The following is a 25,242-nucleotide window of genomic DNA, read 5'->3' as shown; positions in this document are numbered from 1 at the left end:
TCTTCAGTGGTCAGGGGACCGCGCGCCCGCGCGGCCCTCCAGTCTTCTCTTCTCTCTCGTCTGTTATTGGCAGGCTTCGCACTCTTCAAAGCCCGGATCGCCCGGACGCAGATAGCAGGCGGCGCCTTCCTGCACCGTGCCCGGGGCCGCGGCGGCCGGCACGGCCGGCTGCGGGGCGGCCGCGGCGGCGGCGGCGGCTTTGGCGGCCTCGGCCGACACGGCGTTCAGCGCGCCGGCCTTCGAGGTCGACTTCTCGCTGTGGGTGGCGGCGATGGTGCGCAGGTAGTAGGTGGTCTTCAGGCCGCGCAGCCAGGCCAGCTTATAGGTTTCGTCCAGCTTCTTGCCCGAGGCGCCGGCCATGTAGATGTTCAGCGACTGGGCCTGGTCGATCCACTTCTGGCGGCGCGAGGCGGCTTCGACCAGCCAGCTCGGGTCGACTTCGAAGGCGGTCGCGTACAGGTCGCGCAGGTCCTGCGGCACGCGGTCGATCTTGGTCAGCGAGCCGTCGAAGTATTTGAGGTCGGCGATCATCACCTCGTCCCACAGATCGCGCGCCTTCAGGTCGCGCACCAGGTAGGCGTTGATCTCGGTGAATTCACCGGACAGGTTCGACTTCACATACAGGTTCTGGAAGGTCGGCTCGATACAGGCCGAGACGCCGATGATGTTCGAGATCGTCGCGGTCGGGGCGATCGCCACGCAGTTCGAGTTGCGCATGCCGAACTGCTTGATGCGGTTGCGCACGATCGACCAGTCCATGGTCTCGCTGGTATTGACTTCCAGATAACCACCGCGCTCCTCGGCCAGCAGCTTGAGCGAGTCCTGCGGCAGGATGCCGCGGTCCCACAGCGAGCCCTCGTAGGACGAGTAGCGGCCGCGCTCCTCGGCCAGCTCGGTCGAGGCCAGATAGGCGTAGTAGCAGACCGCTTCCATCGAGGTGTCGGCGAATTCGACCGAAGCCTGCGAGGCGAACGGCACGCGCATCATGTGCAGGCAGTCCTGGAAGCCCATGATGCCCATGCCGACCGGACGGTGGCGCAGGTTGGCGTTCTTGGCCTTGTCGACGGCGTAGTAGTTAATGTCGATCACGTTGTCGAGCATGCGCATGGCGGTGCGCACGGTCTTCTGCAGCTTCACGTGGTCGAGCTTGCCTTCCTTCATATGGGCCGGCAGGTTCACCGAGCCCAGGTTGCAGACGGCGATCTCTTCGCTATTGGTATTGAGCGTGATCTCGGTGCACAGATTCGAGCTGTGCACGACGCCGACGTGCTGCTGCGGCGAGCGGATGTTGCACGGATCCTTGAAGGTGATCCACGGGTGACCGGTTTCGAACAGCATCGACAGCATCTTGCGCCACAGGTCGATCGCCGGGATCTTCTTGAACACGCGCATTTCGCCGCGTGCGGCCTTGGCTTCATAGCCGAGATAGGCTTGTTCGAAGGCCTTGCCGACCTTGTCGTGCAGGTCCGGCGCTTCCGAGGGCGAGAACAGGGTCCAGTCGGTCTTCTCCATCACGCGCTTCATGAACAGGTCGGGAATCCAGTTGGCCGTGTTCATGTCGTGGGTGCGGCGGCGGTCGTCGCCGGTGTTCTTGCGCAGGTCGAGGAATTCCTCGATGTCCATGTGCCAGGTTTCCAGGTAGGCGCAGACGGCGCCCTTGCGCTTGCCGCCCTGGTTCACGGCCACCGCCGTGTCATTCACCACTTTCAGGAAGGGCACCACGCCCTGCGACTTGCCATTCGTGCCCTTGATATGGGAGCCGAGCGCGCGCACCGGGGTCCAGTCATTGCCCAGGCCGCCGGCATACTTGGCCAGCAGCGCGTTTTCCTTGATCGCTTCGTAGATGCCGTCGAGGTCGTCCGAAACGGTGGTCAGATAGCAGGACGACAGCTGCGAACGCAGGGTGCCCGAGTTGAACAGGGTCGGGGTCGAGCTCATGAAGTCGAAGGTCGACAGCAGGTTGTAGAACTCGATGGTGCGTGCTTCGCGCTCGCTCTCGTTCAGGGCCAGGCCCATGGCGACCCGCATATAGAAGGCCTGCGGCATCTCGATGCGCACATCGCGCACGTGCAGGAAGTAGCGGTCGTACAGGGTCTGCAGGCCGAGGTAGCCGAACTGCAGGTCGCGCTCGGCGACCAGGGCCTTGGCCAGCTTCTCGAGGTCGAACTTGGCCAGTTCCGGGTTCAGCAGCTCATTCTCGATGCCCTTGGCGATGTACTTCGGGAAGTACTCGACATAGGCGGCCGCGGCGGCGGCCTGCGGCACTTCCTTGCCGAACACTTCCTTACGGATCGTGTGCAGCAGGATGCGCGCCGTCACCTGCGAATAGGCCGGGTCTTTTTCCATCAGCGCACGGGCGGCCAGGATGGCCGACTTGTGCAGCTCCTCGACCGGCACGCCGTCGTACAGATTCTTCAGGGTTTCGGCGACGATGGCTTCGGCGTCGACATGCTTTTCCAGGCCCGAGCAGGCGGCGCCGATCAGGGCGCGCACTTCCTTGACATCGAGCGGACGGCGGTTGCCGCCATCGACCACGTGAATCTGGGGCACGGCCAGTTCCGTCCCGCCGGCCGCTTCGCGCGCCTTGCGCCGCTCTTCCATCTGCTTGGCGCGGTACAGCACATAGGCGCGCGCGACATCGTGTTCGCCCGAACGCATCAAGGCCAGTTCCACCTGATCCTGCACATCCTCGATATGGAAGGTACCGCCCGAGGGCTGGCGGCGCACCAGGGCGGCCACCACATTATTGGTCAGCATCTCGACCAGCTCGCGCACGCGCGCCGAGGCGGCGCCCTGGCCGCCATTGACCGCCAGGAAGGCCTTGGTCATCGCGACGGCGATCTTGGACGGCTCGAAAGCCACGACGGCGCCATTGCGGCGGATGATGCGGTAATCGCCGCGCTCGACCAGCGAAGCAGCGCTCGGGGCGGCCTCGGCGTCCGGCACGGTCGGGTTGACCGGGTGCGGATTGATGGAAATGTCTTGAGAAGTGTGCATTGGGCCTCCACGAACGGTCTGCCGGTGGCAGTTGTTGTCTAGTGCTCTACCAAAAAAACAGAAAAAAACATCCCGTCCACCCGGTCTGATCCGGCTGGTGAGCGATGAATTCTCGGAAAACGCGGCCTCCGGATGGAGACCAAGGGTACCACTAAATCTAGTGTTGTTATCGAAACTGGGACTAATTGTAGTACCCGACTTTCGGAACCGCAACTGGTTTCGTTTTAATTTTTTTAGCACCAAACCCTTGACATGCAGACTTGGCTCAACCACCGGCCTAAGCCGGTGAGCAGCCGCTTACCCACGCCCCTGGCGGCCCCGCTGCAGGCCCCCCGGGCGGCCCGCAACGGGGCCGATTTTGTTGTCAAAAAAGCGACAGTGCGCGCGCGTATTAACACGACGGCCGGGGTCCGGGCAGGCGCTCCGGATCAATCGGACCGGCCTGATTGAGACGCATCAGTCTGCCTGCAGATCCTGCCAAAAAAGCAATCGTGCGTCCCTAGAATTCGCTCCGGACGCGCCAACCGGCGCACACATCTCACGAGGAGAACATCATGCACAGCGACATCGTCGGCGGCCCGATCGGCCACCCGGCCGGCGTGATTCCGGTCGATACCAGCCCGCAGGGCCTGCCCAGCCAGCTGGCCGCCTTTGCCTACCACGCAGGCCACGACGGCAGCGAGTTCGACGCCATCCATGCCCTGCTCAAGCACGGCCAGCAGCACCAGGACGATGGCAAGGTCGCGCTGAAACCGGGCGGCGGCACCCAGCACGCGGGCGCCAGTTCGGGCGGTTCCGGCCTGAGCGGTCCCTACGACCCGAACCAGGGACCCGATCCGATCGTCACCATCAGCGGCAGCTACGACCCGAACGACACGCCCTGGCTGCCCGATCCCTACGCGCCCGATCCGGGTCCGGGCCCGAGCGGCGGCGGCAGTGCCGATGGCGGCGGCGGCGGTGGCGGCGGCGAGGCCCACCACAGCGCCCCGATCCCGGTGCGCCACCCGGCCCATGTCAATATGGACCACCTGCGCAATACCGTGCTGGCCTTCTCGGAGCAGATTCTGGCGCTCGAATCGAAGCTCGAGTGGGCGGTCGGCATCATCGCTGACGCGAGCGGCAATCTGCATACGACCAGCCTGATCAAGGGCGGCCCCGACTCCTTCAGCTTTTATCTCGACCCCAGCCTGATGCAGCCGGGCGACCAGCTGGTGGCGGTGCTGCATTCGCATCCGGCCAAGCTGCAACAGGATGCCGGCATCCCCTCCTACACCGGCAATAGCGCGAACGATGCGCGCGCCGACCAGGTGATCATCAATCAGCTGATCGACAGTAATCCGAATGGCTGGATCGATCCCGGCATGATGCAGTACATACTCGATGTCGGCAGCAAGACCACCTACGAGTTCATGGGCAAAGGGCCGGACGCCAACCGCGCCGCCGAACGGGTCGACATCACCCACGACATCGCCCACCCCTGATCAGCGCCATCCATCCCAACCGAGAGGAATTCATGCATACCGTAGCACCCGGCCACATGCTGGCCGCCCTTATCAGCGTCGCGCTCGGCTGCGCGACGACGGCCACCGCCCAGGAGCGCGTGGAAATTACATCCGGACGCCATTTCATCAGCCCCACTGCCGTCAGCGAGGACTACCGGGCCAGCTGCCGCGGCACCCAGTACCGCCTGCATCTGGCCGAGAACCAGACCCTCCTGATGACCGACGCGCCGCGCAGCGATCAGATCGATATCGCCGACACCGCGCTGGCGCGCGCCCTGCGCGATTACCGCGTGGTCGGCCGCATCCAGCTGCGCTGCCAGGACGAGAGCCTCACGATCAGCTTCAACGGCATCGCGCTGGACGAGCGCTTTCCCCAGGCCGTGAATCTGGGCCTGCGCTATTCCACCGGCACCGGTCTGCAGGCGCTCGCGGCCAGCGCGGCCGCGAGCCCACGCTAAGGGGGCCGCCGATGCCTTCCCGACTGATTCACCGCCTGCTCTTTCTCATGTTTGCCTGCGCGACGCAGTGCGTCCACGCGCAGAGCCGGCAGATCGATCTCACCTGTCCGAGCGGCCGCTACCAGCTGCGCGTGCACGAGGATGGCGCGCGCGTCAGCCTGCACGCGCCGACGCGCGCGGTCGACCTGGCGGCGGGGCCGTTTGTGCGCGGCCTGACCGAAGCGCAGCGCGCCGGGCGCCTCAGCTACTACTGTCAGCCACGCGGGGTGCAGCTCTATCTGCTGGCGCTCGACTGGTCCGATCCGGGCGCGCCGCGCGTCTACGACGTGTTCGTCGAGTTTGACGAGCGTCGCGGCGCAAGCGAAAGCCCGCCCGACCAGTTCCCGCTCGACCATGGCCGCAGCCTGCTGCGCGCCCACTGAGTCTGCGAGGCGTCCGATGCCCACCGCAATCGGGTGCCAAGTCGCTTGCCGCTATGTTCGCCGCCCTGCCCACCGTGCGTGATCCCTTCGCCTGGGATGGCGTGGCGGGCGTGCGCCTGCCCTTGGCGGCGGCCGAACAGCGCCTGCGCCAGCTGCTGCCTTACAGCCTGCAGCCGCGCGCGGGCCGGACGCGCCTGGCGCCGGACGCCAGTCCGGCCCAGGCGCGTTTTGCCGACAGCCTGGCCTGGGCGATCGCCACCGGCCAGGCCGGCATCGCATGCCAGGCCGTGCGCCAGCAGGCCTGTTATTCGTTCAGCGCGACCGGGCAACCGACCCTGTGCTATCTGGCGCCGCAGCGCATTCCGGCGGCCCTGCGCAGCCTGGCGGGCATCCGCCTGCAGCTGCCGCAGCTGTCGCCGCTGCTGCTGGCGATCGGCGCGTTTGCGCACTTCATCGCCATCCACCCTTTCTATGACGGCAACGGACGCTGCGCGCGCCACCTGCTGTCCTGCCTGTTGCGCCAGCACGGCCTGTGCGGGCCGCGGCCCCTGCCCCTGGCCTATCTGCTCTACCGCGACCGCGCGCGCCACCTGGCCTGCCTGCAGGCCTGGCTGCTGTATGGCGACGCCAGCGCCTTTCTGCCTTATGCGCTCGAATGGATTCTGGCCGCGGCCGAACTGCAGCTGCTGGTCGAGCAGAGCTAGTGCGCGCGCCGCAGCGGTGTGCCGCGCTGCTTGAGCCAGACGCGGCGCAGGTCGCGCGCCGAGCCGAAGCCGCTGGCCTCGGCCACGCGCTCGAGCGACAGGCTGCCCTGGCGCGCCAGCCCCTCGGCCAGGGCCAGCTGCAGGCCCTGGTGGTAGTCGAGCGGGGTGATGCCGGTATTGGCCTTGAACAGGCGGTTCAGGTGGCGCGGCGTGACGCAGGCGATGGCCGCCAGCTCGTTCAGCGGCCAGGGGCGCGCCGGATTGGCGGCGATCGCATCCTGCACGCGGTGGATGGCCGGGTGCAGATGGTTGCGGTAGTCGAGCAGCGGCGACAGCTGCGGGGCCTGGCCGTCGCGCCGCAGCCAGACCACCATCTCGCGCGCGACCTGCAGCGCCAGCTGCGGCCCGCCGGCGCGCGCAATCAGTTCCAGCATCAGGTCGACTCCGGTGGTCACGCCGGCCGATGTGGCGACCGGCCCGTCGATCACGAAGATGCGGTTGTCCTCGACGCGCGCGCCCGGCGCCAGCTGGCGCAGCTCGGCGATCAGGCTGTGGTGGGTGGTGCACTGGCGGCCCGCGAGCAGACCGGCGCCGGCCGCCAGCAGCGCGCCCGAGCAGATCGTCACCAGCTGCACGCCCGGGTGCCAGACGCGCGCCAGCCAGCGCTCGGTACGCGCAATGGCGCGCGCATCGCGCTGGTCGCTGGCCAGGCCGGGCAGCACCAGCCAGGCGCCGTCGGCCAGCTGCTCGGGCAGGGCCGTGGTGCCGCTGATGCCGAGACCGAGCGAACTGACCGGGTCCGGCGCGGCGCTGTGGTAGTGCAGACGGAAGGCGGCGCCGAAGCGGTTGGCGATGCGCAGGGCCTCGGCCGCCGCCGCCAGTTCGGACAGCAGGTAGCCGGGCAGCAGCACGAAATGGACGGCCACCGCTGCCATGTCAGCAGCCGCCCGGTTTGTGCACGCGCGCCGTCTGGGCCGGGTAGCTGGGCAGCTTGGCGGCCGGCCGGCGCGGCCGCGCCAGCAGCTCGCCGCCGCAATTCGGGCAGGCGCCCAGACGCGCGGCGCAGGCGGCGCAGAAGGTGCACTCGAAACTGCAGATCATGGCGCCGCCGGCATCGGCCGGCAGATCGGCATCGCAGCATTCACAACCCGGACGCATGGCCAGCATGGCGCTCTCCTCTCAGGACAGGGTGGCCAGCACGCTGTCGACCGTGTGCAGGGTGGCGAAGCGGCCATACAGGGCCAGCTCGACACGCTCCTTGATCTCGGCGGTGCTGAATTCGCGCCCGTTCGGATGGCGGCGCGGGAAGGTCATCGTCGCCTCGGTCACGTAGTCGACATCGAAGCCCAGATCGCTGGCGTGGCGCGCGGTCGTCTCGCAGCACTGCTCGGAACGGATGCCGGAGATGATCAGGCGCGTGATGCCGCGCGCGCGCAGCCAGTCCGGCAGGCCGGTGTCGACCAGGGCGCTGTGCACGTGCTTGTAGACCGTGTGCTCGGCGCCGCTGTCGCTGCCGGCCAGCGCCACCACATGGCCGGAGGCGCGACTGAAGTGGGTGTCGCCATCCTCGTGGAAGACGCGCACGATCGGACAGCCGGCCGCGCGCGCCCCGGCGATCAGGCGGTTCTGGGCATCCAGATAGGCGGGCAGGTCCTGCTCCGGCCAGCCGGGGCTGTGGCGGAACGATTCCTGGACATCGATGACAAGCAGGGCGACGGACATGTTTGGACTCCTTGTGTGTGTGAACATGGAGCCAGTGTAGGCAGTTCAGGCCATGATAGCAGGGCCGCCGAAGGACTGCTTGCGGACCAAAACGGACATCTTATTCCGGGAAGGCCGGCGGGGCCGCGCCGGGACGCAGGGCGGCCAGCATGGCCGCATAGCGCGCCCAGTCGAAATACGGTCCGGGATCGGTCTTGCGGCCGGGGGCGATGTGCTGGTGGCCGGCGATGGCGCTGATCGGATGGGCCGCCAGCAGCGCGGCCGTCAGGCTCGCCAGGGCCGTGTACTGGGCCGGCGTGAAGGGCACGAAATCGCTGCCCTCCATCTCGATCCCGACCGAAAAGCCATTGCAGGCCTCGCGCCCGCGATGGCTGGACACGCCCGCATGCCAGGCGCTCAGCGCGGTCGGCACGAACTGGATGATGCGGCCGTCGCGCCGCACCAGAAAATGGGCCGATACGGTCAGCCCGCGCAGGCTCTCGAAACTGGGGTCGGCCGTGAAGTCGACCCGGTTGGTGAACAGGTCAAGCAGATGGGGCGTGCCGAACTGCCCGAGCGGCAGGCTGGCGTTGTGGATCACCAGCAGATCGATGGCCGCGCCTGCGGGGCGGTCGTCGCAATTGGGCGAAGGGTAGCGCCAGGCCGGCCCATACCAGCCGGCGGCGCAGAAGGCGGTCGTCATTCGGGATCGTGGATATCGAGCTTCTGCATCTGGTAGCGCAGCTGGCGGAAGCTGATCCCCAGCAGGGAGGCCGCCTGGGTGCGATTAAACTGGGTCAGCGACAGCGCCTTCAGAATCAGATCGCGCTCGACCTGGGCCAGATAGTCGGGCAGGCTGCTGGGCAGGCCGTTGGCGCCGAGCTGGATGCGCGCGCCGTCGGCCGCTTCCGGCATCGGCGGCGCGGGCAGCGGCGCGGCGCCCGCAGCCGCGACGGGTGCCGCCAGCGGGGCGGCCGCGGCCGGCGCCGGCGCAGGCGCACTGTCACCGCCCAGGCGCGCGCCCTTGAGCATCAGGTCGCCGACTTCGATCACGCCCTCGTTGGCAAAGGCGAGCGCGCGTTCGAGCACGTTTTCCAGCTCGCGCACATTGCCGGGGAAGGAATAGGCGCGCAGGGCCTCGAGCACGCCGGGCCCCAGGCGCGCCTGCTGGCCCGGCCCGCTCAGGCGGCCCAGGATGGCGGCCGTCAGCTGGGGCAGATCGTCGAGGCGCTCGCGCAGCGGCGGCAGCGCCAGCTCGATCACGTTCAGGCGGTAGAACAGGTCCTGGCGGAATTTGCCCATCTCGACGCACTTGGCCAGGTCCTGGTGGGTGGCGCTGATGATGCGCACATCGACCGGCTCCTCGCTGGTGGCGCCGATCTTGCGCACGCGCCGCTCCTGGATCGCGCGCAGCAGCTTGACCTGCATGGCCAGCGGCAGATCGGCCACCTCGTCGAGCATCAGGGTGCCGCCATTGGCCGCCTGGAAGAAGCCGTCGCGGTCGTCGGCGGCGCCGGTGAAGGCGCCCTTGCGATAGCCGAAGAACTCGGCCTCCATCAGGTTTTCCGGAATCGCGCCGCAGTTCACGGCCACGAAGGGCTTGCCGGCGCGCGAACTCTGGGCGTGGATCTCGCGCGCGGCCAGCTCCTTGCCGCTGCCCGATTCGCCGGTGATCGCAATCGGCGCCATCGAGCGCGCCAGGCGCGCGATCTGGGCGCGCAGATACTGCATCGCGGCCGACTCGCCGATCAGGCGCGTGGCCGGCGCGGCCGGCTGGTCCTCGGGCGCGTTCAGGCGCAGCGCCGACTGCACCATGATGCGCAGCTGGTCGAGCGCCACCGGCTTGGACACGTAATCGAAGGCGCCCGCCTTCAGCGCCACCACCGCATTATCGGCGCTGCCGTAGGCGGTGACGACGGCGATCGGCGTGCACTTGTACTGGGCCGTCACCTCGCGCACCAGCTCCAGTCCGAGGCCGTCGGGCAGGCGCATGTCGGTCAGCACCAGCGCGTAGTCGTGCAGCTTGAGAAAGGCGCGCGCGTCCTTCAGCGTCTCGGCGCTGTCCACGTCCAGGCCCATCTTCACGAGCGTGATTTCGAGCAGTTCGCGCAGGTCGGCTTCGTCGTCGACCACCAGAATACGGGGAGATGTCATACGCTTCCTTCTTCATCACTTGCGCGTGCTTGCGCAAAGGTGATCACAAACCGTCCGGCCGGGTCCTCGGGCCCGGCGTCGTAGCGGTATTCGTAGTCGAGGGCAGCGCCGTTATTCAGGCACAGTTCGCGCGCCAGGTACAGGCCCAGGCCCGTCCCTTTGCTCGAGGTGGTGTAAAACGGCTCGAACAGGTGCATGCGGACGTCGGCCGTGATGCCGGGGCCGTCGTCCTGCACATGGAGTTCGCGCCGTTGGCCCTCACTCACCACAAAAATCCGGATGCAGCCAGGCTTGCCACTGGCATAGCGCAGCGCATTCGTCAGCAGATTGACCACCACCTCGCGCAGGTGCAGGGCGTCGAAGCGCACCGGCTCGGGGCCGGCGTCGCCCAGCCACAGCAGGTCCTCGGCCAGGTCGTGGGTCTCGTCGAATTCGGCCTTCAGTTCGGCCAGGAAGGCGTTCAGATCGAGCGGCTCGGCGTTCGGCTGCACCTTGCGCGACAGGCGCAGGATGTCCTCGACCATGCGGTTCACGCGCGCCACATTGTCGGACACGATCTTCAGCAGGCGCGCATGGGTCGGCTGATGCAGGTCCTCGGCCAGCAGGGCGGCCGCGTGGCCGATCGCAGCCAGCGGATTGCGCACCTCGTGCGCGATCGAAGCCGTCAGGCGCCCCATCGAGGCCAGCTTCAGCTGCTGGGCCTGATTTTCGATGGCCGTCACGTCCTGCATGAACAGCACCGCGCGCTCGGGCGCGGGCGGGGCCGCCTCGACCCGGGCGAAGCGCAGCTTCAGGTGCACCAGCGCTTCCTGCGGCGGGCGCAGCACCACGAAGGCGCTGTTCTGGCGCGGGTCGCGCCGCCACTGATTGAAGGCGTCCTCCATCGGCTCGAAGGTGGCCTCGTCGGCCAGACGGCGGCCTTCATCGAGGCCGGCGCCGAGCATCTTGCCGGCGGCCGGATTGCGCGCCACCACCTGGCCGGCCGCATCCAGCACCAGGATGCCGTCGCCCATATCGGCCAGCACCAGGCGGTTGATCGCCATCTGCACGTCGAGGTCGATGCCGCGTTTGACGGCCAGCTCCTCCTGCCCGATCAGGCGCTCGGCCAGGCGGTTGACCACCACCACCACGCCGAAGAAGGCGGCCCCATACAGGCCGGCCTGGGCCAGCGGGACTTCGTTCTCCTGCATGAACACCTGGTAGGTGCTTTCCGCCAGCAGGAACAGGGTCGAGAGCGAGGCCGAGAACAGGGCCAGCAGCAGCGGCGCCAGAATCGCCGCCCCGGCCAGCGGGAACAGGTACAGGATGGCCAGGGCCGTGCGGTTGCCGTCCGACGCCAGGTACAGGGCCGAAATCATGAACAGATCGACCGCCACCTGCAGCGACAGCTGCAGCAGGAAGCGCTGGCGCCAGTAGACGGTCAGCATGGCCAGGCCGATGCCGGCCAGCAGATACACGAAGCAGGTCTCGCCATAGACGTACTGGCCGGTGGCGCGGATGCCGCGGTTATCGAAACTCAGGTAGATCAGCAGCACCAGGGCGATCACCACCCGGGTGGCATTCATCGTCTGCAGCGAGCGCCAGAAGGTCTCGCGCGATTCGGCCGACAGGGTCTGCCAGCGCGCCATCGCTCAGGCGTGCTGGCGCGCGTGCGCCGCGCTGCAGTATACGCGCCCGTCCGCCTCGACCTGCTCCGATACCGGGAAGTAGACGCCGCAATGGGCGCAGCAGGCCATGTCCTCGATGGCGCCGCGGGTGGCGAAACCGCTGGCGCGGCCCGGGTCCGGCTGGGCCGGCGGCACCGCGCGCTGTTCACCCTTGAGCTTGACGCGGATGGCGTACAGCACCACCAGCACCAGGACGATCCAGAAAATCAGGCGGCTCATGCGACACCCCGATGCAAAATCACTTCCATCACGAAGCGGCTGCCGACATAGGCCAGCAGCAGAGTGGAAAAGCCGGCCAGCATGAAGCTCAGGGCCGTCTTGCCGCGCCAGCCGCGCCAGCGGCGCCCGGCCAGCAGCACCGCGAACAGCACCCAGGACAGCAGGGTGAACACGGTCTTGTGGTCCCAGCGCACGGCGCGCCCGAACAGCTGCTCGCTGAACACCACGCCCGACAGCACGGTCAGGCTGAGCAGCACGAAGCCGAAGCCGATCAGGCGGAACAGCAGTTTTTCCATCGTCAGCAGGGCCGGCAGCTGCTCGACCGCGTGGGCCAGCCAGCCGTCCTGGTTCAGCTTGCGCATATGCAGATGCGACTCCTGCAGGGCCATCAGCACGGCGTGGAAGGCGGCGATGGTCAGGGTCGCATAGGCGAGGATGGCGATGGCGATATGCCAGCCGAACAGGGCCGAGCGGCCGTCGAGCGCCAGCACGGCACCCGGGAAGGCCAGCGGCAGCAGGCTGGTCAGCAGGGCGCTGGGCATGACCAGGCGGCGCATGCCATCCAGCGCGTAATTGCGGTTTTCCAGCCAGTAGGCGGCCACCGAGACCCAGATCGCGGCCGACAGCACCTGGGCGAAACCGAGGCGCAGCGCGCCCGGGACCAGCAGGTCCTGGGCCAGGGCGCTGCCGTGCAGCAGCCAGGCCAGGCCGGTGACAGCGGAAATCGCGCGCCCCTGACGCGAGGGCAACAGGGCGCAAATGGCGTACAGCGCGGCCGACGCCAGAAACAAGATGGTTTGCATACCCGCGAGTCTACACCATCGGCTCCGCTCAATCGACGGCGGCGATGCGCAGTTCGTCGTCGTGGTGGCGCTGCTGCTCCTCCATCACCAGCTGGCCGAGTTCGCGCTTGAGGGCATTGAACTCGGGCGCGGCCGGGTCGCGCAGGCGCGGCAGGCTGATCATCATATCGCGCTTGATGGTGCCGGGCCGGTAGGTCATGACGATGATGCGGTCGGCCAGATAGATCGCCTCTTCGATCGAGTGGGTGACGAAGATGATGGTCTTTTTCAGCTCGGCCCACAGGCGCAGCAGCTCGTCCTGCAGATTGCGGCGGGTCAGCGCGTCGAGGGCGCCGAAGGGCTCGTCCATCAGCATGATCGGCGAATCCAGGGCCAGCACGCGCGCAATCGCCACGCGCTGGCGCATCCCGCCCGACAGGTCTTTCGGGTAGCGCTTGGCGAAGTCGGCCAGGTGCAGCATGGCCATCAGTTCCTGCACGCGGGCCGTGATCTGGGCGCGCGGCAGGCCTTTGATGTCGAGCCCGAAGCCGATATTGTCCTCGACCGTCATCCACGGAAACAGCGCGTATTCCTGGAACACCATGCCGCGCTCGGGTCCGGGGCCGCTGACCGGCTGGCCGTCGGCCACGATGCTGCCGCTGCTGGGCAGCGAGAAGCCGGCAATCGCATTGAGCAGGGTCGACTTGCCGCAGCCCGAGGGGCCGAGCAGGCAGACGAACTGCCCCTGCGGGATGCTCAGTTCAATGTCCTTCAGGGCCACCACCGGGCCGCCCGGGGTCGCAAAGACCTTGTTCACGCCGTGCACGGCGATATGGGCCTCGGCCATCTCAGTTCTCCAGGCCGCGGTGCCAGCGCAGCAGATAATTATTCAGACGGTTCATGGCCACGTCGATGGCCAGGCCGATCAGGCCGATGCTGATCATGCCGGCCACGATCTTGTCGGACCAAAAATACTCGCGCGCCTCGAGGATGCGGTAGCCGAGGCCATTGTTCACCGCAATCATCTCGGACACGATGACGACGATGAAGGCGGTGCCGATCCCGATCCGCACGCCGGACAGGATATAGGGCACGGCCGCCGGCAGAATCACGCGCAGGAACAGGGTGCTGCCGCTGGCGCCCAGATTGCGCGCCGCACGGATATAGATGCCGTCCACATGGCGCACGCCGGCGATGGTATTCATCAGCACCGGGAAGAAGGCCCCGAGCGCGATCAGGAACACGGCCGGCGGATTGCCCAGACCGAACCACAGGATCGACAGGGGGATATAGGCGATCGGCGGAATCGGCCGCAGGATCTGGATCAGCGGGTTGAACCACGCATACACGCGCGCGCTCGCCCCCATCGCCAGGCCGAGCGGCAGGGCCAGGCCGGCGCCGATCAGAAAGCCCAGCACCACGCGGTACAGGCTGCCGATGGCGTCGCCGATCAGTTCACCCGAGAACATCCAGGCCAGGCGGCTGCCCTCGCCGCTATACGGCTGCAGCGGCAGCAGATAGGCGAGCCACTTTTCCGCCACCGCCAGCGGCGACGGCAGCACCTGCGGATTGACCCAGCCCTGCATGCAGACGAACTGCCACAGGGCCACCACGGCGGCCGGCACCACGGCCCCGACCGCCATTTCCTTCCACGCGCGGCGCTGCATCGCTTACTTCACGCCCAGGCTTTTCTTGGCCGCCTCGAGCAGGTCGGTCTTGACCCATTCGCTGGCCACGGGCGGCTTGGCCATCTTGCCGACCCCGGTCTTGACCATCACATCGGTCGTGATCTGGATGTGCTGGGGCGTGACGTCATACGAATACGGCGAATTGCCGATCGCATCGTCGAAATCGTCCTTGGTGATCTGGCCCTTGAACACAACCTCGCGCACATACTTTTCGGCCACGGCCTTGTTGTCGATGAAGGTCTTGGTCGCCTCGACGAAGCAGCGCATGAACTTCTCGGCCACGGCGCGCTTGTCCTTGTAGAACTTCTCAGTCATCACCATGGTGCGCACCGGCTCGCCGATCGGGGTGTCATAGGGTTTCAACACCTCGACCCCGAAGCCCTTGTTGATGGCCTGCGAGGACTGCGGCTCGGACTGCATCATGGCGTCGATCTGCTTGCCCAGCAGCGCCTGGTTGAGGTCGGCGAAGGCCAGGTAGACCAGCTGCACATCGCTGGCCGCCAGGCCGGCCTGCTGCAGCTCGGCCATCAGCAGCACTTCCTGGATGCCACCGCGCGTGACGCCGACCCGCTTGCCTTTCAGGTCTTTCACCGACTTGATCGGCACATCGCTGCGCGCGACCAGGCGCGCCCCGCCCTTGGCAAAGCCGGCCACCACATAGATGGGGGCGCCGCCGGCGCGGCCGGAGATGGCGGCCTCGGAGGCCGTGGTGCCGACGTCGAGCTCACCGGCGATGATCGCCTGCATCACGTCGAGGCCCTTGGGGAAGACTTTTTCCTCGACCTTGATCCCGCATTTCGGGGCGATCTCCTTGATATAGGACACCGCGCCATAGTGGGCGAATTTCAGGTTACCAAGCCGAACCACTTCCTGGGCCTGCGCGCCGCCAGCGGCGAGCAGCGCCGCCAGGACCAGGGCCTTGCCCACAGTCTTTGCAGCCATGCGTCTCTCCTGTTGTTAGATGGGATACAGATACTATACCTGCAATCGGCGCCATTTCACTACGGGAAAACACGCAGGCCCCGGCGCGGCCATCGGGTAAAATGTCGGTTTCGTCGACCGCTTTATTGCCAGCTAGACCATGCTAGACAATCTGACTCAACGCCTCGCCAAGGTCGTCAAGACCATGCGCGGCGAGGCCCGCCTTACCGAATCCAACACCGCCGAGATGCTGCGCGAAGTGCGCCTGGCCCTGCTGGAGGCGGACGTGGCCCTGCCGGCCGTGCGCGAATTCATTGCCAAGGTCAAGGAAAAGGCCCTCGGCGAAGAGGTCATCGGTTCGCTCTCGCCCGGCCAGGCCCTGGTCGGCGTGGTGCAGCGCGAACTGGCCGCCATCATGGGCGGCGACCTCGGCCCCGAAGCCAGCCAGCTCAATTTCGCCACCCAGCCGCCGGCCATCATCCTCATGGCCGGTCTGCAGGGTGTGGGTAAGACCACCACCGTCGGCAAGCTGGCCAAATACCTGCGCGAAGAGAAGAAGAAAAAAGTGCTGACCGTCTCGGCCGACGTCTACCGTCCGGCCGCGATCGCCCAGCTGCAGACGGTGACCGAACAGGTCGGCGCCGACTTCTTCCCCAGCGACCCCTCGCAAAAGCCGGTCGACATCGCGCTGGCCGCGCTCGACTGGGCCAAGCGCCACTACCACGATGTGCTGATCGTCGACACCGCCGGCCGCCTGGCCATCGATGCCGCGATGATGCAGGAGATCGCGGCCGTGCATGCGGCCATCAAGCCGATCGAAACCCTGTTCGTGGTCGACGCCATGGCCGGCCAGGACGCCATCAATGTGGCCAAGGCCTTCAACGAGACCCTGCCGCTGACGGGCGTCGTACTGACCAAGCTCGACGGCGACTCGCGCGGCGGCGCCGCCCTGTCGGTGCGCCACATCACGGGCAAACCGATCAAGTTCGCCGGCGTGTCCGAAAAGATCGACGGGCTCGAAGCCTTCGACCCGCAGCGCATGGCCAACCGTATCCTCGGCATGGGCGACATCCTCGCCCTGGTCGAGGAAGCGCGCAAGGGTGTCGACGTCCAGGCCGCGGCCGAGCTGGCCAACAAGATCAAGGTCGGCGGGCGCTTCGACATGAACGACTTCCGCGCCCAGCTGCTGCAGATGAAGAAGATGGGCGGCATGGCCGGCCTGCTCGACAAGCTGCCGGCCCAGTTCCAGCAGGCCGCCGGCAATGCCGACATGGGCCAGGCCGACAAGCAGGTGCGCCGCATGATCGGCATCGTCGACGCGATGACCCCGGCCGAGCGCGCCAAGCCCGAGCTGATCAAGGCCACCCGCAAGCGCCGCATCGCCACCGGCGCCGGGGTGCAGGTGCAGGAAGTGAACCGCATGCTGGCCCAGTACGAACAGATGGCCGGCATGATGAAGAAGCTCAAGGGCGGCGGCCTGATGAAGATGATGCGCTCGATGAAGGGCATGATGCCCGGCATGCGCTGAGCCGGCCGCCCGGCCGCCCGGCCGATCAGGGCTGGGCGTGCTGGGCGAAGAAATAGCTTTTCCCCGCCTTCACATCATCATAGGTCCACAGGCGCTCGCGCTCGTGCAGACCGATCCAGTTGATCAGCGCGACATCGCCGCTGCAGGCGGCCAGATGCACGAGCAGGGCCCCGGTGCAGACCAGGGCCCAGCTGCCCGACAACAGCAGCGCGCCCAGCGCCAGCGGCGGCGTCAGCATCAGCAGCGGGGCCATGCAGACCAGTTCAAACGCCGCCCCGCCCAGCACGAACTGATCGGCCACACAATAGGCCGACAGCGTGCGCCACTGGTAGCGCACGGCCACCTCGCTGGCGCCGCTGCTGCGGTAGACCAGGGCATGCACCCATTCATGCAGCGGCAGCAGCAACAGGAAGCCGGCCGTCACACCCAGGCAGGTGTAGATCAGCACGCGCAGCAGATCGAGATGGGCGCCCACCCCATGCCAGGCGACCAGCGCCCCGGCCACCAGACTCAGCATCACATACACGGCGGACAGCCCGGTGCGGCGCAGCACCCAGGGTTTCAGGGCCGGGCCGAGGGCCGCATGGTCGAGTTCCCAGACGGGGGTGAAATAGCGGCGGTTCTGGAGAATCTCGGGCGTCATCGGAGCAGCGGGCAAAGGCGGAAAAGGCCCGCATTCTCCCCCAGCCGGGCGCGCGCGGCAAGCGCCGCAGCCCGCATGGCGTGGTGCTTTCCGACGGTTTTGGTCAATTTCTAAGAAAAATAACGAAAAACACTTGCCACAAGGTCCAAACACTACGAATATAAGCCGGTGCGATTGATTGCGCATTTACCCACGTGTTTGTTTAGGAGGCCCGAATATGGCAACAGCCAAGAAAACTTCTGCAGCACCCGCCAAGAAAGCCGCAGCCAAACCGGCTGTGAAGAAAGCCGCTCCCGCCAAAGCCGCTGCCAAGCCGGCCGCCAAGCCGGCCGCCGCCAAGAAGCCGGCCGCTCCGCGCAAGCCGAACGCCGCCTTCATGAAGGCCATGACCCCGTCGGCCCAGCTGGCCGCCGTCGTCGGCGCCGCTGCGCTGCCGCGCACGGAAGTGACCAAAAAGGTCTGGGACTATATCAAGAAGCACAAGCTGCAGGATGCCGAGAACAAGCGCATGATCAACGGCGACGACAAGCTCAAGGCCGTGTTCGGCGGCAAAGCGCAAGTGTCGATGTTCGAGATGACCAAGCTGATCTCCGGCCACCTCAAATAAGCCGCGCCCGCGCACACGAAACAAAGGCCCCGTCGGGGCCTTTTTTCTTGGCGCCTACAGGCGCCAGGCCTGCCAGGCGCGCAGCACGGCGTTCGGATATTCGGGCCGGCCGCGGCTGCCGTTGTAGCGGCCCAGGGCGAGGAAGAGATTGCCGTTTTCCATGTCGAGATACATGCGCAGGATCGCGCAGCCGTAGCGCAGATTGGTCTGCATATGGAACAGCTTGGAGCGGTCGCCGTCGCCGATCACGCGCGTCCAGAACGGCATCACCTGCATCAGGCCGCGCGCGCCGGCAATCGAGATCGCATACTTGCGGTAGGCCGACTCGACCTGGATCAGGCCGAGCACCAGGCCCGGATCGAGCCCGGCGCGCTTGGCCTCGTACCAGGCCGTCTGCAGAAATTCGCGGCGCGTCTGCGCATCCGGCAGCTTGCGCTGCAGACGGAAGGACATGGCGCTGAACCACTGCTCGTACTGGCCGCGCGCGGCCGCATCGCGGAACTGCGGCACCGGCGGACTGGCGTCCTTGATCGCGTTGGCCAGGGCCAGGCGCACGCTGTCGGCCAGCACCTCTTCCTTCTGATTGCCGGCCTGGGCCGCGCCTGCCGTCAGGCAGGCCAGCACCAGCAGCCACCGGCCGGCTCTGCGCTTCACTGCGCCAGTTTGCCCTTGATCAGGGCCAGCATCTCGGCGACCTCGACCACCGTGGCTTCGGCATCGCGCCGGCCCTGGTACTCGAGCTTGCCATCCTTGAGGCCGCGCTCGCCGATGACGACGCGGTGCGGAATGCCGATCAGCTCCCAGTCGGCGAACATGGCGCCCGGGCGCAGGCCGCGGTCGTCGAGCACGACGTCGACGCCGGCGCCCAGCAGGGCCGCGTACAGCTGGTCGGTTTCGGCCTTGACCAGCTCGCTGCGGTCATAGCCCATCGGGCACAGCACGACTTCGAACGGGGCGATCGCGGCCGGCCAGATGATGCCCTTGTCGTCGAAGTTCTGCTCGATCGCGGCGCCCAGGATGCGGGTCACGCCGATACCGTAGCAGCCCATCTGGATCGGCACCGGCTTTTGCTGCTCGTCCAGATAGGTGCAGCCCATGTCGGCCGAATAGCGGGTGCCGAGCTGGAACACGTGGCCGACTTCGATGCCGCGTTCGATCAGCAGCTGGCCCTTGCCGTCCGGCGAGGGATCGCCCTCGACCACATTGCGCAGATCGGCCACGATCGGCTCGGGCAGGTCGCGGCCCCAGTTCACGCCCGTGTAGTGGTGGTGTTCCTCATTCGCGCCGCAGACGAAGTCGGCCATGTTGGCGACGGTGCGGTCAGCCACCACCTTCAGCGGCAGCTTGGCATTGAGCGGGCCCAGGTAGCCAGGCACGGTGCCATAGGTCTCGACGATCTCGGCTTCGCTGGCGAAGCGGAAGGCGCCCAGGCCCGCCACCTTGCCGACCTTGACTTCATTGAGTTCGTGGTCGCCGCGCAGCAGCAGCAGCCAGTTCTCGCGCCCGCCCTCGGTCTCGACCGTCAGGGCGATCGACTTGACGGTGCGCTCGAGCGGAATGCCGAGCAGATGGGCCACGTGCTCGCACTTGGTGGTGTTCAGGGTCGGGGTCTTGACCAGCGGCTCGGCCGCGGGCGCGCGGCTGGCGATCAGGGGCAGGGCCTCGGCCGCTTCCATATTGGCCGCGTAGTCGGAGTCAGGGCAATACACGAGCGCGTCTTCGCCGGTGTGGGCGATCACGTGGAATTCGTGCGAGCCGGAACCGCCGATGGCGCCATTGTCGGCCGCCACGGCGCGGAACTTCAGGCCGAAGCGGTTGAAGATGCGCACATAGGCGTCGTACATGATCTGGTAGGACTGCTGCATGCCGGCCACATCGCGGTCAAACGAGTAGGCGTCCTTCATCGTGAATTCGCGGCCGCGCATCAGGCCGAAGCGCGGGCGGCGCTCGTCGCGGAATTTGGTCTGGACGTGGTAGAAGTTGACCGGCAGCTGGCGGTAGCTCTTGATCTCCGAGCGCACGACGTCGGTGATCACTTCCTCCGAAGTCGGCTGGATCGCGTAGTCGCGCCCGTGGCGGTCTTTCACGCGCATCAGCTCGGGGCCCATCTTGTCCCAGCGGCCCGTTTCCTGCCACAGCTCGGCCGGCTGCACGACCGGCATCAGCAGCTCGATCGCGCCCGAACGGTTCATTTCCTCCTTGATGATGGCCTCGACTTTGCGGATCACGCGCAGGCCCATCGGCATATAGGTGTAGATGCCGGCCGACAGACGCTTGATCATCCCCGCGCGCATCATCAGCTGGTGGCTGACGATTTCCGCGTCCGAGGGGGCTTCCTTTAAGGTGGAAATAAAATATCGCGAGGCTCGCATATCGATGAATTCTTTTGAAAAATGGAGTTTATAATCGACCTAATTTTAAAGGATTAGCTGGCAGATGCGTCCAAACTTTCTACAAACAGGGCCGAAAGCCCCCGCTTCGCCGCCCAAACGCGGCGCCGCGCGGGCTTGTCCGGCCGCGTGGGTAACCTGAAGAGGACGCGCCGCCGCAGAAAGACTCGAGGTGCACTATGCTCGACCGTGAAGGCTTCCGCCCCAACGTCGGCATCATCCTGCTCAACGCCCAGAACGAGGTGTGGTGGGGAAAGCGGGTGCGCGAGCACTCGTGGCAGTTCCCGCAAGGGGGAATTAAATACGGTGAAACGCCGGAACAGGCGATGTACCGCGAACTGGAAGAGGAAATCGGTCTGCGCCGCGACCATGTGAAGATCATTGGCCGCACGCGCGACTGGCTGCGCTATGAAGTGCCCGACCACTACATCAAGCGCGAGATCCGCGGCCATTATCGCGGCCAGAAGCAGATCTGGTTCCTGCTGCGCATGGTCGCGCGCGACAATGACGTCAATCTGCGCCTGACCGACCATCCGGAATTCGACGCCTGGCGCTGGCATGACTACTGGGTCCCGCTCGACACCGTGATCGAATTCAAGCGCGAGGTTTACCAGAAGGCCCTGCAGGAGCTGTCGCGCTTCCTGCAGCCGCCGCGCGGCGACCGGCGCCAGAACGCACGCTATCTGCGCCAGCCGCGTGTCAATCCGCCCGCCCCGGCCGTGGCCGAGGTGCTCGACTCCAGCAAATAAACCGGGCGGCGGCTGCCCGCCGCCCCCTACACCACCATGTTCACACCGTCTTCCCACGATGTGCGGCGCTTCTTTTGTGAAGTGCAGCGCAAGCGTCTCGAGAACGCCATCCTGACCCCGCTCGAAACCCTGGCCGCCGACTGGATCGCCGAGCATCCCGAGTACCATGCCGAGCTGGCCGACGTCGAGGCCGCCATCGCCAAGGACTATTCGGGCGCCGAGGGCGTCAATCCCTTCCTGCACCTGTCGATGCACCTGTCGATCACCGAGCAGTACTCGATCGACCAGCCGCCCGGCATCCGCGCCGCCACCGCCGCCCTCGCTCTGCGCTTGGGTTCCCTGCATGAGGCCCACCACCAGGTGATGGAGTGTCTGGGCGAAATGCTGTGGACGGCGCAGCGCAATGGACAGCCGCCCGATGGTGCGGCGTATGTCGAATGCGTCAAAAAGCGCTGATTACCAAAAATTAAACCTGTCAAAACGGCATCCTGCGGTATGATGCGCCTTTTGTTTGTATATTGACATCATGCTGCGCCATGTACTGCTTGCCCTGAGCACCCTGCTCGCCCTGCCCGCCCTGGCCGAGGAGGCCGCGCCACGCTGCCAGATGCAGCAGATTGCCAGCCTGCCCGTGCGTTTTAGCGGCAGTTCGCTGATGCCGACGATCGACGGCGTGGTCGACGGCCACACCGTGCCGATGCTGGTCGATACCGGCGCCTACGCCACCACGCTGATCAAGGAGCACATGCTCAAGCTCGGCGTGAGCCTGCGCCAGTCCGACAACTACCTGCTGAGCAACGGGGTCGGCGGCCAGACCGAGATGCTGCTGGCCACGGTCGACCAGTTCGCCGTCGGTCCGGCCAAGGCCGGCCACGGCCGCATGCGCGTGCTCGACATGGCGCCCGGCTTCCCCTTCGCCGCCATCGTCGGACGCGACTTCCTGTTCCAGGCCGATCTCGAGCTCGACCTCGGCCACAGCAAGATCAACTTCTTCCGCCCCAAGAACTGCGAGCGCGCCCATCTGGCCTACTGGGACCAGAACGCCGTGGTGCTGCCGATGTCCAATGACGCCAGGGCGCGCCGCATGGGCGCCTTCAGCGTCCACATCAATGGCCAGCCCGTGCATGCCATCATCGACAGCGGCGCCGCCCTGACCACCCTCGACAAGGCCACCGCCGAACGCATCGGCCTGGCCCTGGACGGCGCCGGCGTGCAGTCGGGCGGACGCATGATGGGCATCGGCGAGGCCGTGCGCGACACCCTGCTGGTGCCGGTCAAGGAAATCGCGATCGGCGACGAAAAGATCGAAGGCGCGCGCCTGATGGTCGGCACCATGGGCGCCACCAACGAGGCGTTTTCGACCGACATCCTGATCGGCGACGATTTTCTGCTGCACCACCGCGTCCTGATCGCGCCCAGCCAGAGCAAGGTGTATATCAGCTACCAGGACGGCAATCCGATCGCCAACAGCCGCGAGGACCGCAGCGCACGCATCCGCCGCGAAGCCGAGGCCGGCAATCCCGACGCCCAGCGCCTGATCAAGCCGCGCTGAGCCGCCCCCACCAAGGAGAACACATGCTGCTGCGACCCGTGATCGTGCTTGCGGCCCTGCTGCTGGCCAGCGCCAGCCAGGCCGAACCCGCGCCGCGCTGCGAACTGCAAGCGCTCGGCAGCCTGCCGGTGCGCCTGGCCGGACCCGCCCTGCTGCCCGTCGTCGACGGCCGCCTCAATGGCCGCAGCGCGCCGATGCTGCTGTCGACCGGCACCTCGGATACCGGCCTGCTGCGCGCCCCGCTGGAGAAGTCCGGCCTGGCGATGCGCGCCAGCTTCGTCAAGGCCCTGAGCGGCGACGAGCAGCGCCCGGTCTACATGGCCAGCGTCGATGAATTCGCGGTCGGCCCGGCGCGCGCCATCAAGGGCAAGCTGCTCGTGTACGACGAGGGCGACGCCCAGCTGCCCTTCGTGGCCGTGGTCGGGCGCGATTTCCTGTACCAGAACAATGTCGAATTCCACCTGGCCGCCCACCAGCTGAACTTCTTCGCCGCCCAGCATTGCGAGCAAGCCTTCATGGGCTACTGGGACGACAAGGCCAGCGTGCTCAGCATGGCCGACGAGACCGGCGGTCCGCGCCACGCCCAGATCGAAGTCCAGCTCAATGGCGAGACCCTGCGCGCGGTCGTGATGAGCAGCGAACCGTATTCGATGCTCAGCGAACGCGCCGCCGCACGCCTCGGCCTGGCCGACAGCGCCAGCGACGGCCCGCGCAAGACCAAGCCGATCAACCAGCTGCGCATCGGCGACGAGCTGATCGCCGGGGTGCGCCTGCGCGTCGGCCCGCTGGTCTACTACGGCAAGCCGGAGGAAGCGCCCGAGCTCTGGCTCGGCCTCGATTTTCTGCGCCAGCACCGCGTGCTGATGGCCGTCAGCCAGCGCGCCGTCTACATCAGCCACCTGGGCGGTCCGGCCTTCGCCAATAGTGAAGACGACTGGCGCGAGCTGGTGCGGCGCGAGGCGCGCGCCGGCAATCCCGACGCCCAGGCCCTGCTACGCTGAAGGAGGCCAGATGCGCACGCCCCTGATCCTGGCCAGTCTGCTGCTGGCCGTGGCGCCGGCCCGGGCGGCCGAGAGCTGCAAGTTCATCAAAGTGGGCGAGGCCGAGCTGCGCTACACGACGCCGAGCCTGCAGGTGACGATCGACGGCAGCATCAACGGCCAGAAGGTGCCGATGCTGTTCGACACCGGCGCCAGCCTGACCTCGATTTTCGGCGGCTATGCGCGCCGGCTCGACCTGCCGACCCAGCAGACCGACGAGGTCCACCAGGGCGTCGGCGGCAGCGCCCGCATCCAGAGCGCCGCCGTGAAGAGTTTCGCGGTCGGCAGTTCGCGCCCCGCGCAGAACCGGCGCTACCGCGTGCTCGACGACTTCGGCGCGCCGCCCTGGCTGGCCGCCATCGTCGGGCGCGACTGGATGTTCCAGGCCGATCTCGAACTCGACCTGGGCAAGAAGCATGTGAATTTCTTCCTGCCGCGCGACTGCGGCGACGCCCATCTGGCGTATTGGGACGCGCAAGCCCAGGTGCTGCCGATCGAAGGCGACTTCAACCTGTACAAGGCGCCGCTGATCACGGTCCAGGTCAATGGCGTGCCCGTGCAAGCGATGATCGACAGCGGCGCCACCGCCACCGTCATCAGCAGCGCGGCCGGGCGCCGTGCCGGCCTCACGCCCGACATGCCGGGCGCCCGCCCCAACGGGCGCGCGGTCGGCATCGGCGACGCCAGCGTCGCGAATATGCTGGTGCCGGTGCGCAGCTTTGAGGTCGGCAGCGAGCGCATCGAGGACGTCAAGATCAATCTCGGCGAACTGAGCATGAGCAATGGCGTGAACCGCGTCGAGATGCTGCTTGGCGCCGACTTCCTGCGCGCCCACCGCGTGCTGATTTCCGGCGTGCAGCGCAAGGTCTACCTCAGCTACACCGGCGGCGAGCCCTTCCAGGCCGACCGGGCCCTGCGGCGCCGCTTCATCGAGGCCGAGGCCCAGGACGGCAATGCCGACGCCCAGTACGCCTTGGGCGTCGACCAGCTCAACAACGGGCGCGACGCGGCCGAGCGCGAGGCCGGCCAGACCCTGCTGCGCCAGGCAGCCGCCGAAGGCATGCCCATGGCCCAACAGTTCCTGGGCACACAGGCCTACGTCGCGCGCGACTTTGCGGCCGCGGCCACCGCCCTGGCCGGCTACGTGCGCTTCAACCCGGCCGACCTGACGACCCAGATCCTATACACCGTGGCCCTGCAGCGCAGCGGCCAGGAGGCGGCCGCCGCCAGCCAGCTGCAGGCCGCGCGCAGCCAGCTCGACAACGAGCGCTGGCCAATGCCCGTGCTCAGCCTGCTGCAGGGCGAACAGACGCTCGACGCCGTGCTGGCCCAGATCGACGCAGCCGCCGTCGCGCCGGCCGCGCGCCGCTGCTTCACGCTGCTGATCGCGGCCGACCAGACGCGCGCACGCGCCCTGTACGAACGCGCCGCCGCCAGCTGTCCAGCGGCCAGCACCGAGCAGCAAGCCGCCCGCAAGGCGCTGGCCCAACCCTAAGCCCGAGCCCAATTGCCCCATAA

General features: G+C 67.1%; 26 protein-coding genes. 11 read left to right on the top strand and 15 right to left on the bottom strand.

Annotation, left to right across the window (positions count from 1 at the left end; translation table 11 throughout):
* Nucleotides 1–63: 63 nt before the first annotated feature.
* A complete protein-coding gene (locus LZ005_RS03590) occupies nt 64–2,997 on the bottom strand; it encodes a ribonucleoside-diphosphate reductase subunit alpha (protein ID WP_237804784.1) in 2,934 nt (977 codons plus the stop codon).
* A gap of 554 nt (nt 2,998–3,551) precedes the next feature.
* On the opposite strand from LZ005_RS03590, the gene LZ005_RS03585 reads away from it, so the two are divergent.
* From LZ005_RS03585 to LZ005_RS03570, 4 genes are read left to right on the top strand one after another with little or no spacing between them, the layout of a single operon-like run.
* Nucleotides 3,552–4,478, top strand: a complete 927-nt coding sequence (locus LZ005_RS03585; RefSeq protein ID WP_237804782.1) for a hypothetical protein — start codon at nt 3,552–3,554, stop codon at nt 4,476–4,478.
* Nucleotides 4,479–4,510: 32 nt separating this feature from the next.
* Nucleotides 4,511–4,957 carry a hypothetical protein gene (locus LZ005_RS03580; protein WP_237804780.1) on the top strand — a complete coding sequence of 149 codons (447 nt, stop codon included), beginning with the start codon at nt 4,511–4,513 and terminating at the stop codon, nt 4,955–4,957.
* Nucleotides 4,958–4,968: 11 nt separating this feature from the next.
* Nucleotides 4,969–5,379, top strand: coding sequence for a hypothetical protein (locus LZ005_RS03575; protein WP_237804778.1), 411 nt, complete (start codon nt 4,969–4,971; stop codon nt 5,377–5,379).
* 53 nt (nt 5,380–5,432) lie between these two features.
* Complete coding sequence (locus tag LZ005_RS03570; protein WP_237804776.1) at nt 5,433–6,083, top strand: Fic family protein; 651 nt, start codon at nt 5,433–5,435, stop codon at nt 6,081–6,083.
* Here LZ005_RS03570 and LZ005_RS03565 read toward each other — a convergent pair.
* The 11 genes from LZ005_RS03565 to LZ005_RS03515 form a co-directional block, all read right to left on the bottom strand.
* The gene (locus LZ005_RS03565) at nt 6,080–7,018 is read right to left on the bottom strand and encodes a GlxA family transcriptional regulator (RefSeq protein ID WP_237804774.1); all 939 of its coding nucleotides are present in this window, start codon (nt 7,016–7,018) and stop codon (nt 6,080–6,082) included. The genes LZ005_RS03570 and LZ005_RS03565 overlap by 4 nt on opposite strands.
* Before the next feature lies 1 nt (nt 7,019).
* Nucleotides 7,020–7,250: a DUF1272 domain-containing protein gene (locus LZ005_RS03560; protein ID WP_237804772.1), complete on the bottom strand. Its 231-nt coding sequence runs from the start codon at nt 7,248–7,250 to the stop codon at nt 7,020–7,022.
* Nucleotides 7,251–7,262: 12 nt separating this feature from the next.
* Nucleotides 7,263–7,805, bottom strand: a complete 543-nt coding sequence (locus LZ005_RS03555; protein ID WP_237804770.1) for an isochorismatase family protein — start codon at nt 7,803–7,805, stop codon at nt 7,263–7,265.
* A gap of 100 nt (nt 7,806–7,905) precedes the next feature.
* Nucleotides 7,906–8,487 carry a 1,6-anhydro-N-acetylmuramyl-L-alanine amidase AmpD gene (gene ampD / locus LZ005_RS03550; RefSeq protein ID WP_237804768.1) on the bottom strand — a complete coding sequence of 194 codons (582 nt, stop codon included), beginning with the start codon at nt 8,485–8,487 and terminating at the stop codon, nt 7,906–7,908.
* Complete coding sequence (locus LZ005_RS03545; RefSeq protein ID WP_237804766.1) at nt 8,484–9,938, bottom strand: sigma-54 dependent transcriptional regulator; 1,455 nt, start codon at nt 9,936–9,938, stop codon at nt 8,484–8,486. The genes ampD and LZ005_RS03545 overlap by 4 nt, the downstream gene beginning before the upstream one ends.
* Nucleotides 9,935–11,566: a PAS domain-containing sensor histidine kinase gene (locus tag LZ005_RS03540; RefSeq protein WP_237804764.1), complete on the bottom strand. Its 1,632-nt coding sequence runs from the start codon at nt 11,564–11,566 to the stop codon at nt 9,935–9,937. The genes LZ005_RS03545 and LZ005_RS03540 overlap by 4 nt, the downstream gene beginning before the upstream one ends.
* Nucleotides 11,567–11,569: 3 nt before the next feature.
* Nucleotides 11,570–11,824 (bottom strand): PP0621 family protein, encoded by a 255-nt coding sequence (locus tag LZ005_RS03535; RefSeq protein WP_237804761.1) that lies wholly within the window; start codon nt 11,822–11,824, stop codon nt 11,570–11,572.
* Nucleotides 11,821–12,627, bottom strand: a complete 807-nt coding sequence (locus tag LZ005_RS03530) for an inner membrane protein YpjD (RefSeq protein ID WP_237804759.1) — start codon at nt 12,625–12,627, stop codon at nt 11,821–11,823. The genes LZ005_RS03535 and LZ005_RS03530 overlap by 4 nt, the downstream gene beginning before the upstream one ends.
* A gap of 28 nt (nt 12,628–12,655) precedes the next feature.
* Nucleotides 12,656–13,453: an ABC transporter ATP-binding protein gene (locus LZ005_RS03525; protein ID WP_237804757.1), complete on the bottom strand. Its 798-nt coding sequence runs from the start codon at nt 13,451–13,453 to the stop codon at nt 12,656–12,658.
* Between the two features lies 1 nt (nt 13,454).
* The gene (locus LZ005_RS03520) at nt 13,455–14,273 is read right to left on the bottom strand and encodes an ABC transporter permease (RefSeq protein WP_237804755.1); all 819 of its coding nucleotides are present in this window, start codon (nt 14,271–14,273) and stop codon (nt 13,455–13,457) included.
* Nucleotides 14,274–14,276: 3 nt separating this feature from the next.
* Nucleotides 14,277–15,236, bottom strand: coding sequence for an ABC transporter substrate-binding protein (locus tag LZ005_RS03515; RefSeq protein ID WP_237804753.1), 960 nt, complete (start codon nt 15,234–15,236; stop codon nt 14,277–14,279).
* A 139-nt stretch (nt 15,237–15,375) separates the two neighbouring features.
* Here LZ005_RS03515 and ffh point away from each other — a divergent pair, with 139 nt between their 5' ends.
* Nucleotides 15,376–16,743 carry a signal recognition particle protein gene (ffh, locus tag LZ005_RS03510; protein ID WP_237804751.1) on the top strand — a complete coding sequence of 456 codons (1,368 nt, stop codon included), beginning with the start codon at nt 15,376–15,378 and terminating at the stop codon, nt 16,741–16,743.
* 25 nt (nt 16,744–16,768) lie between these two features.
* On the opposite strand, the gene LZ005_RS03505 is transcribed toward ffh, so the two are convergent.
* Nucleotides 16,769–17,386 (bottom strand): DUF3267 domain-containing protein, encoded by a 618-nt coding sequence (locus tag LZ005_RS03505; protein WP_237804749.1) that lies wholly within the window; start codon nt 17,384–17,386, stop codon nt 16,769–16,771.
* Nucleotides 17,387–17,603: 217 nt separating this feature from the next.
* On the opposite strand from LZ005_RS03505, the gene LZ005_RS03500 reads away from it, so the two are divergent.
* The gene (locus LZ005_RS03500; protein ID WP_237804747.1) at nt 17,604–17,993 is read left to right on the top strand and encodes an SWIB/MDM2 domain-containing protein; all 390 of its coding nucleotides are present in this window, start codon (nt 17,604–17,606) and stop codon (nt 17,991–17,993) included.
* Between the two features lie 54 nt (nt 17,994–18,047).
* On the opposite strand, the gene LZ005_RS03495 is transcribed toward LZ005_RS03500, so the two are convergent.
* Complete coding sequence (locus tag LZ005_RS03495; protein ID WP_237804745.1) at nt 18,048–18,647, bottom strand: lytic transglycosylase domain-containing protein; 600 nt, start codon at nt 18,645–18,647, stop codon at nt 18,048–18,050.
* Nucleotides 18,644–20,365 (bottom strand): proline--tRNA ligase, encoded by a 1,722-nt coding sequence (locus LZ005_RS03490; RefSeq protein ID WP_237804743.1) that lies wholly within the window; start codon nt 20,363–20,365, stop codon nt 18,644–18,646. Before LZ005_RS03490 ends, LZ005_RS03495 begins: the two co-directional genes overlap by 4 nt.
* A 197-nt stretch (nt 20,366–20,562) precedes the next feature.
* On the opposite strand from LZ005_RS03490, the gene LZ005_RS03485 reads away from it, so the two are divergent.
* The 5 genes from LZ005_RS03485 to LZ005_RS03465 all read left to right on the top strand — a co-directional run bounded on the left by LZ005_RS03485 (nt 20,563) and on the right by LZ005_RS03465 (nt 25,219).
* Nucleotides 20,563–21,132: an RNA pyrophosphohydrolase gene (locus tag LZ005_RS03485; RefSeq protein WP_237804741.1), complete on the top strand. Its 570-nt coding sequence runs from the start codon at nt 20,563–20,565 to the stop codon at nt 21,130–21,132.
* Nucleotides 21,133–21,168: 36 nt separating this feature from the next.
* Nucleotides 21,169–21,588 carry a DUF1841 family protein gene (locus tag LZ005_RS03480; protein ID WP_237804739.1) on the top strand — a complete coding sequence of 140 codons (420 nt, stop codon included), beginning with the start codon at nt 21,169–21,171 and terminating at the stop codon, nt 21,586–21,588.
* 70 nt (nt 21,589–21,658) lie between these two features.
* Nucleotides 21,659–22,684: a retropepsin-like aspartic protease gene (locus LZ005_RS03475; RefSeq protein WP_237804737.1), complete on the top strand. Its 1,026-nt coding sequence runs from the start codon at nt 21,659–21,661 to the stop codon at nt 22,682–22,684.
* Nucleotides 22,685–22,707: 23 nt separating this feature from the next.
* A complete protein-coding gene (locus LZ005_RS03470) occupies nt 22,708–23,685 on the top strand; it encodes a pepsin/retropepsin-like aspartic protease family protein (RefSeq protein WP_237804735.1) in 978 nt (325 codons plus the stop codon).
* Between the two features lie 10 nt (nt 23,686–23,695).
* Complete coding sequence (locus LZ005_RS03465) at nt 23,696–25,219, top strand: retroviral-like aspartic protease family protein (RefSeq protein ID WP_237804733.1); 1,524 nt, start codon at nt 23,696–23,698, stop codon at nt 25,217–25,219.
* Nucleotides 25,220–25,242 lie beyond the last annotated feature (23 nt).

This window comes from Massilia sp. TS11, assembly GCF_022012445.1.
Taxonomy (GTDB): domain Bacteria; phylum Pseudomonadota; class Gammaproteobacteria; order Burkholderiales; family Burkholderiaceae_D; genus Telluria.
This window is presented reverse-complemented; position numbering and strand designations above follow the sequence as displayed.

Bases quoted from the DNA above. Each gene is read 5' to 3' on its own strand.
- LZ005_RS03465 (WP_237804733.1), top strand. From the start codon at position 23,696: ATGCGCACGCCCCTGATCCTGGCCAGTCTGCTGCTGGCCGTGGCGCCG.
- LZ005_RS03530 (WP_237804759.1), bottom strand. From the start codon at position 12,627: ATGCAAACCATCTTGTTTCTGGCGTCGGCCGCGCTGTACGCCATTTGC.
- LZ005_RS03555 (WP_237804770.1), bottom strand. From the start codon at position 7,805: ATGTCCGTCGCCCTGCTTGTCATCGATGTCCAGGAATCGTTCCGCCAC.
- LZ005_RS03500 (WP_237804747.1), top strand. From the start codon at position 17,604: ATGGCAACAGCCAAGAAAACTTCTGCAGCACCCGCCAAGAAAGCCGCA.
- LZ005_RS03570 (WP_237804776.1), top strand. From the start codon at position 5,433: ATGTTCGCCGCCCTGCCCACCGTGCGTGATCCCTTCGCCTGGGATGGC.
- LZ005_RS03580 (WP_237804780.1), top strand. From the start codon at position 4,511: ATGCATACCGTAGCACCCGGCCACATGCTGGCCGCCCTTATCAGCGTC.
- LZ005_RS03470 (WP_237804735.1), top strand. From the start codon at position 22,708: ATGCTGCTGCGACCCGTGATCGTGCTTGCGGCCCTGCTGCTGGCCAGC.
- LZ005_RS03490 (WP_237804743.1), bottom strand. From the start codon at position 20,365: ATGCGAGCCTCGCGATATTTTATTTCCACCTTAAAGGAAGCCCCCTCG.
- LZ005_RS03485 (WP_237804741.1), top strand. From the start codon at position 20,563: ATGCTCGACCGTGAAGGCTTCCGCCCCAACGTCGGCATCATCCTGCTC.
- LZ005_RS03505 (WP_237804749.1), bottom strand. From the start codon at position 17,386: ATGACGCCCGAGATTCTCCAGAACCGCCGCTATTTCACCCCCGTCTGG.
- LZ005_RS03520 (WP_237804755.1), bottom strand. From the start codon at position 14,273: ATGCAGCGCCGCGCGTGGAAGGAAATGGCGGTCGGGGCCGTGGTGCCG.
- LZ005_RS03515 (WP_237804753.1), bottom strand. From the start codon at position 15,236: ATGGCTGCAAAGACTGTGGGCAAGGCCCTGGTCCTGGCGGCGCTGCTC.
- LZ005_RS03525 (WP_237804757.1), bottom strand. From the start codon at position 13,453: ATGGCCGAGGCCCATATCGCCGTGCACGGCGTGAACAAGGTCTTTGCG.
- LZ005_RS03475 (WP_237804737.1), top strand. From the start codon at position 21,659: ATGCTGCGCCATGTACTGCTTGCCCTGAGCACCCTGCTCGCCCTGCCC.
- LZ005_RS03535 (WP_237804761.1), bottom strand. From the start codon at position 11,824: ATGAGCCGCCTGATTTTCTGGATCGTCCTGGTGCTGGTGGTGCTGTAC.
- LZ005_RS03560 (WP_237804772.1), bottom strand. From the start codon at position 7,250: ATGCTGGCCATGCGTCCGGGTTGTGAATGCTGCGATGCCGATCTGCCG.
- LZ005_RS03585 (WP_237804782.1), top strand. From the start codon at position 3,552: ATGCACAGCGACATCGTCGGCGGCCCGATCGGCCACCCGGCCGGCGTG.
- LZ005_RS03480 (WP_237804739.1), top strand. From the start codon at position 21,169: ATGTTCACACCGTCTTCCCACGATGTGCGGCGCTTCTTTTGTGAAGTG.
- LZ005_RS03590 (WP_237804784.1), bottom strand. From the start codon at position 2,997: ATGCACACTTCTCAAGACATTTCCATCAATCCGCACCCGGTCAACCCG.
- LZ005_RS03565 (WP_237804774.1), bottom strand. From the start codon at position 7,018: ATGGCAGCGGTGGCCGTCCATTTCGTGCTGCTGCCCGGCTACCTGCTG.
- LZ005_RS03575 (WP_237804778.1), top strand. From the start codon at position 4,969: ATGCCTTCCCGACTGATTCACCGCCTGCTCTTTCTCATGTTTGCCTGC.
- ampD (WP_237804768.1), bottom strand. From the start codon at position 8,487: ATGACGACCGCCTTCTGCGCCGCCGGCTGGTATGGGCCGGCCTGGCGC.
- LZ005_RS03545 (WP_237804766.1), bottom strand. From the start codon at position 9,938: ATGACATCTCCCCGTATTCTGGTGGTCGACGACGAAGCCGACCTGCGC.
- LZ005_RS03540 (WP_237804764.1), bottom strand. From the start codon at position 11,566: ATGGCGCGCTGGCAGACCCTGTCGGCCGAATCGCGCGAGACCTTCTGG.
- ffh (WP_237804751.1), top strand. From the start codon at position 15,376: ATGCTAGACAATCTGACTCAACGCCTCGCCAAGGTCGTCAAGACCATG.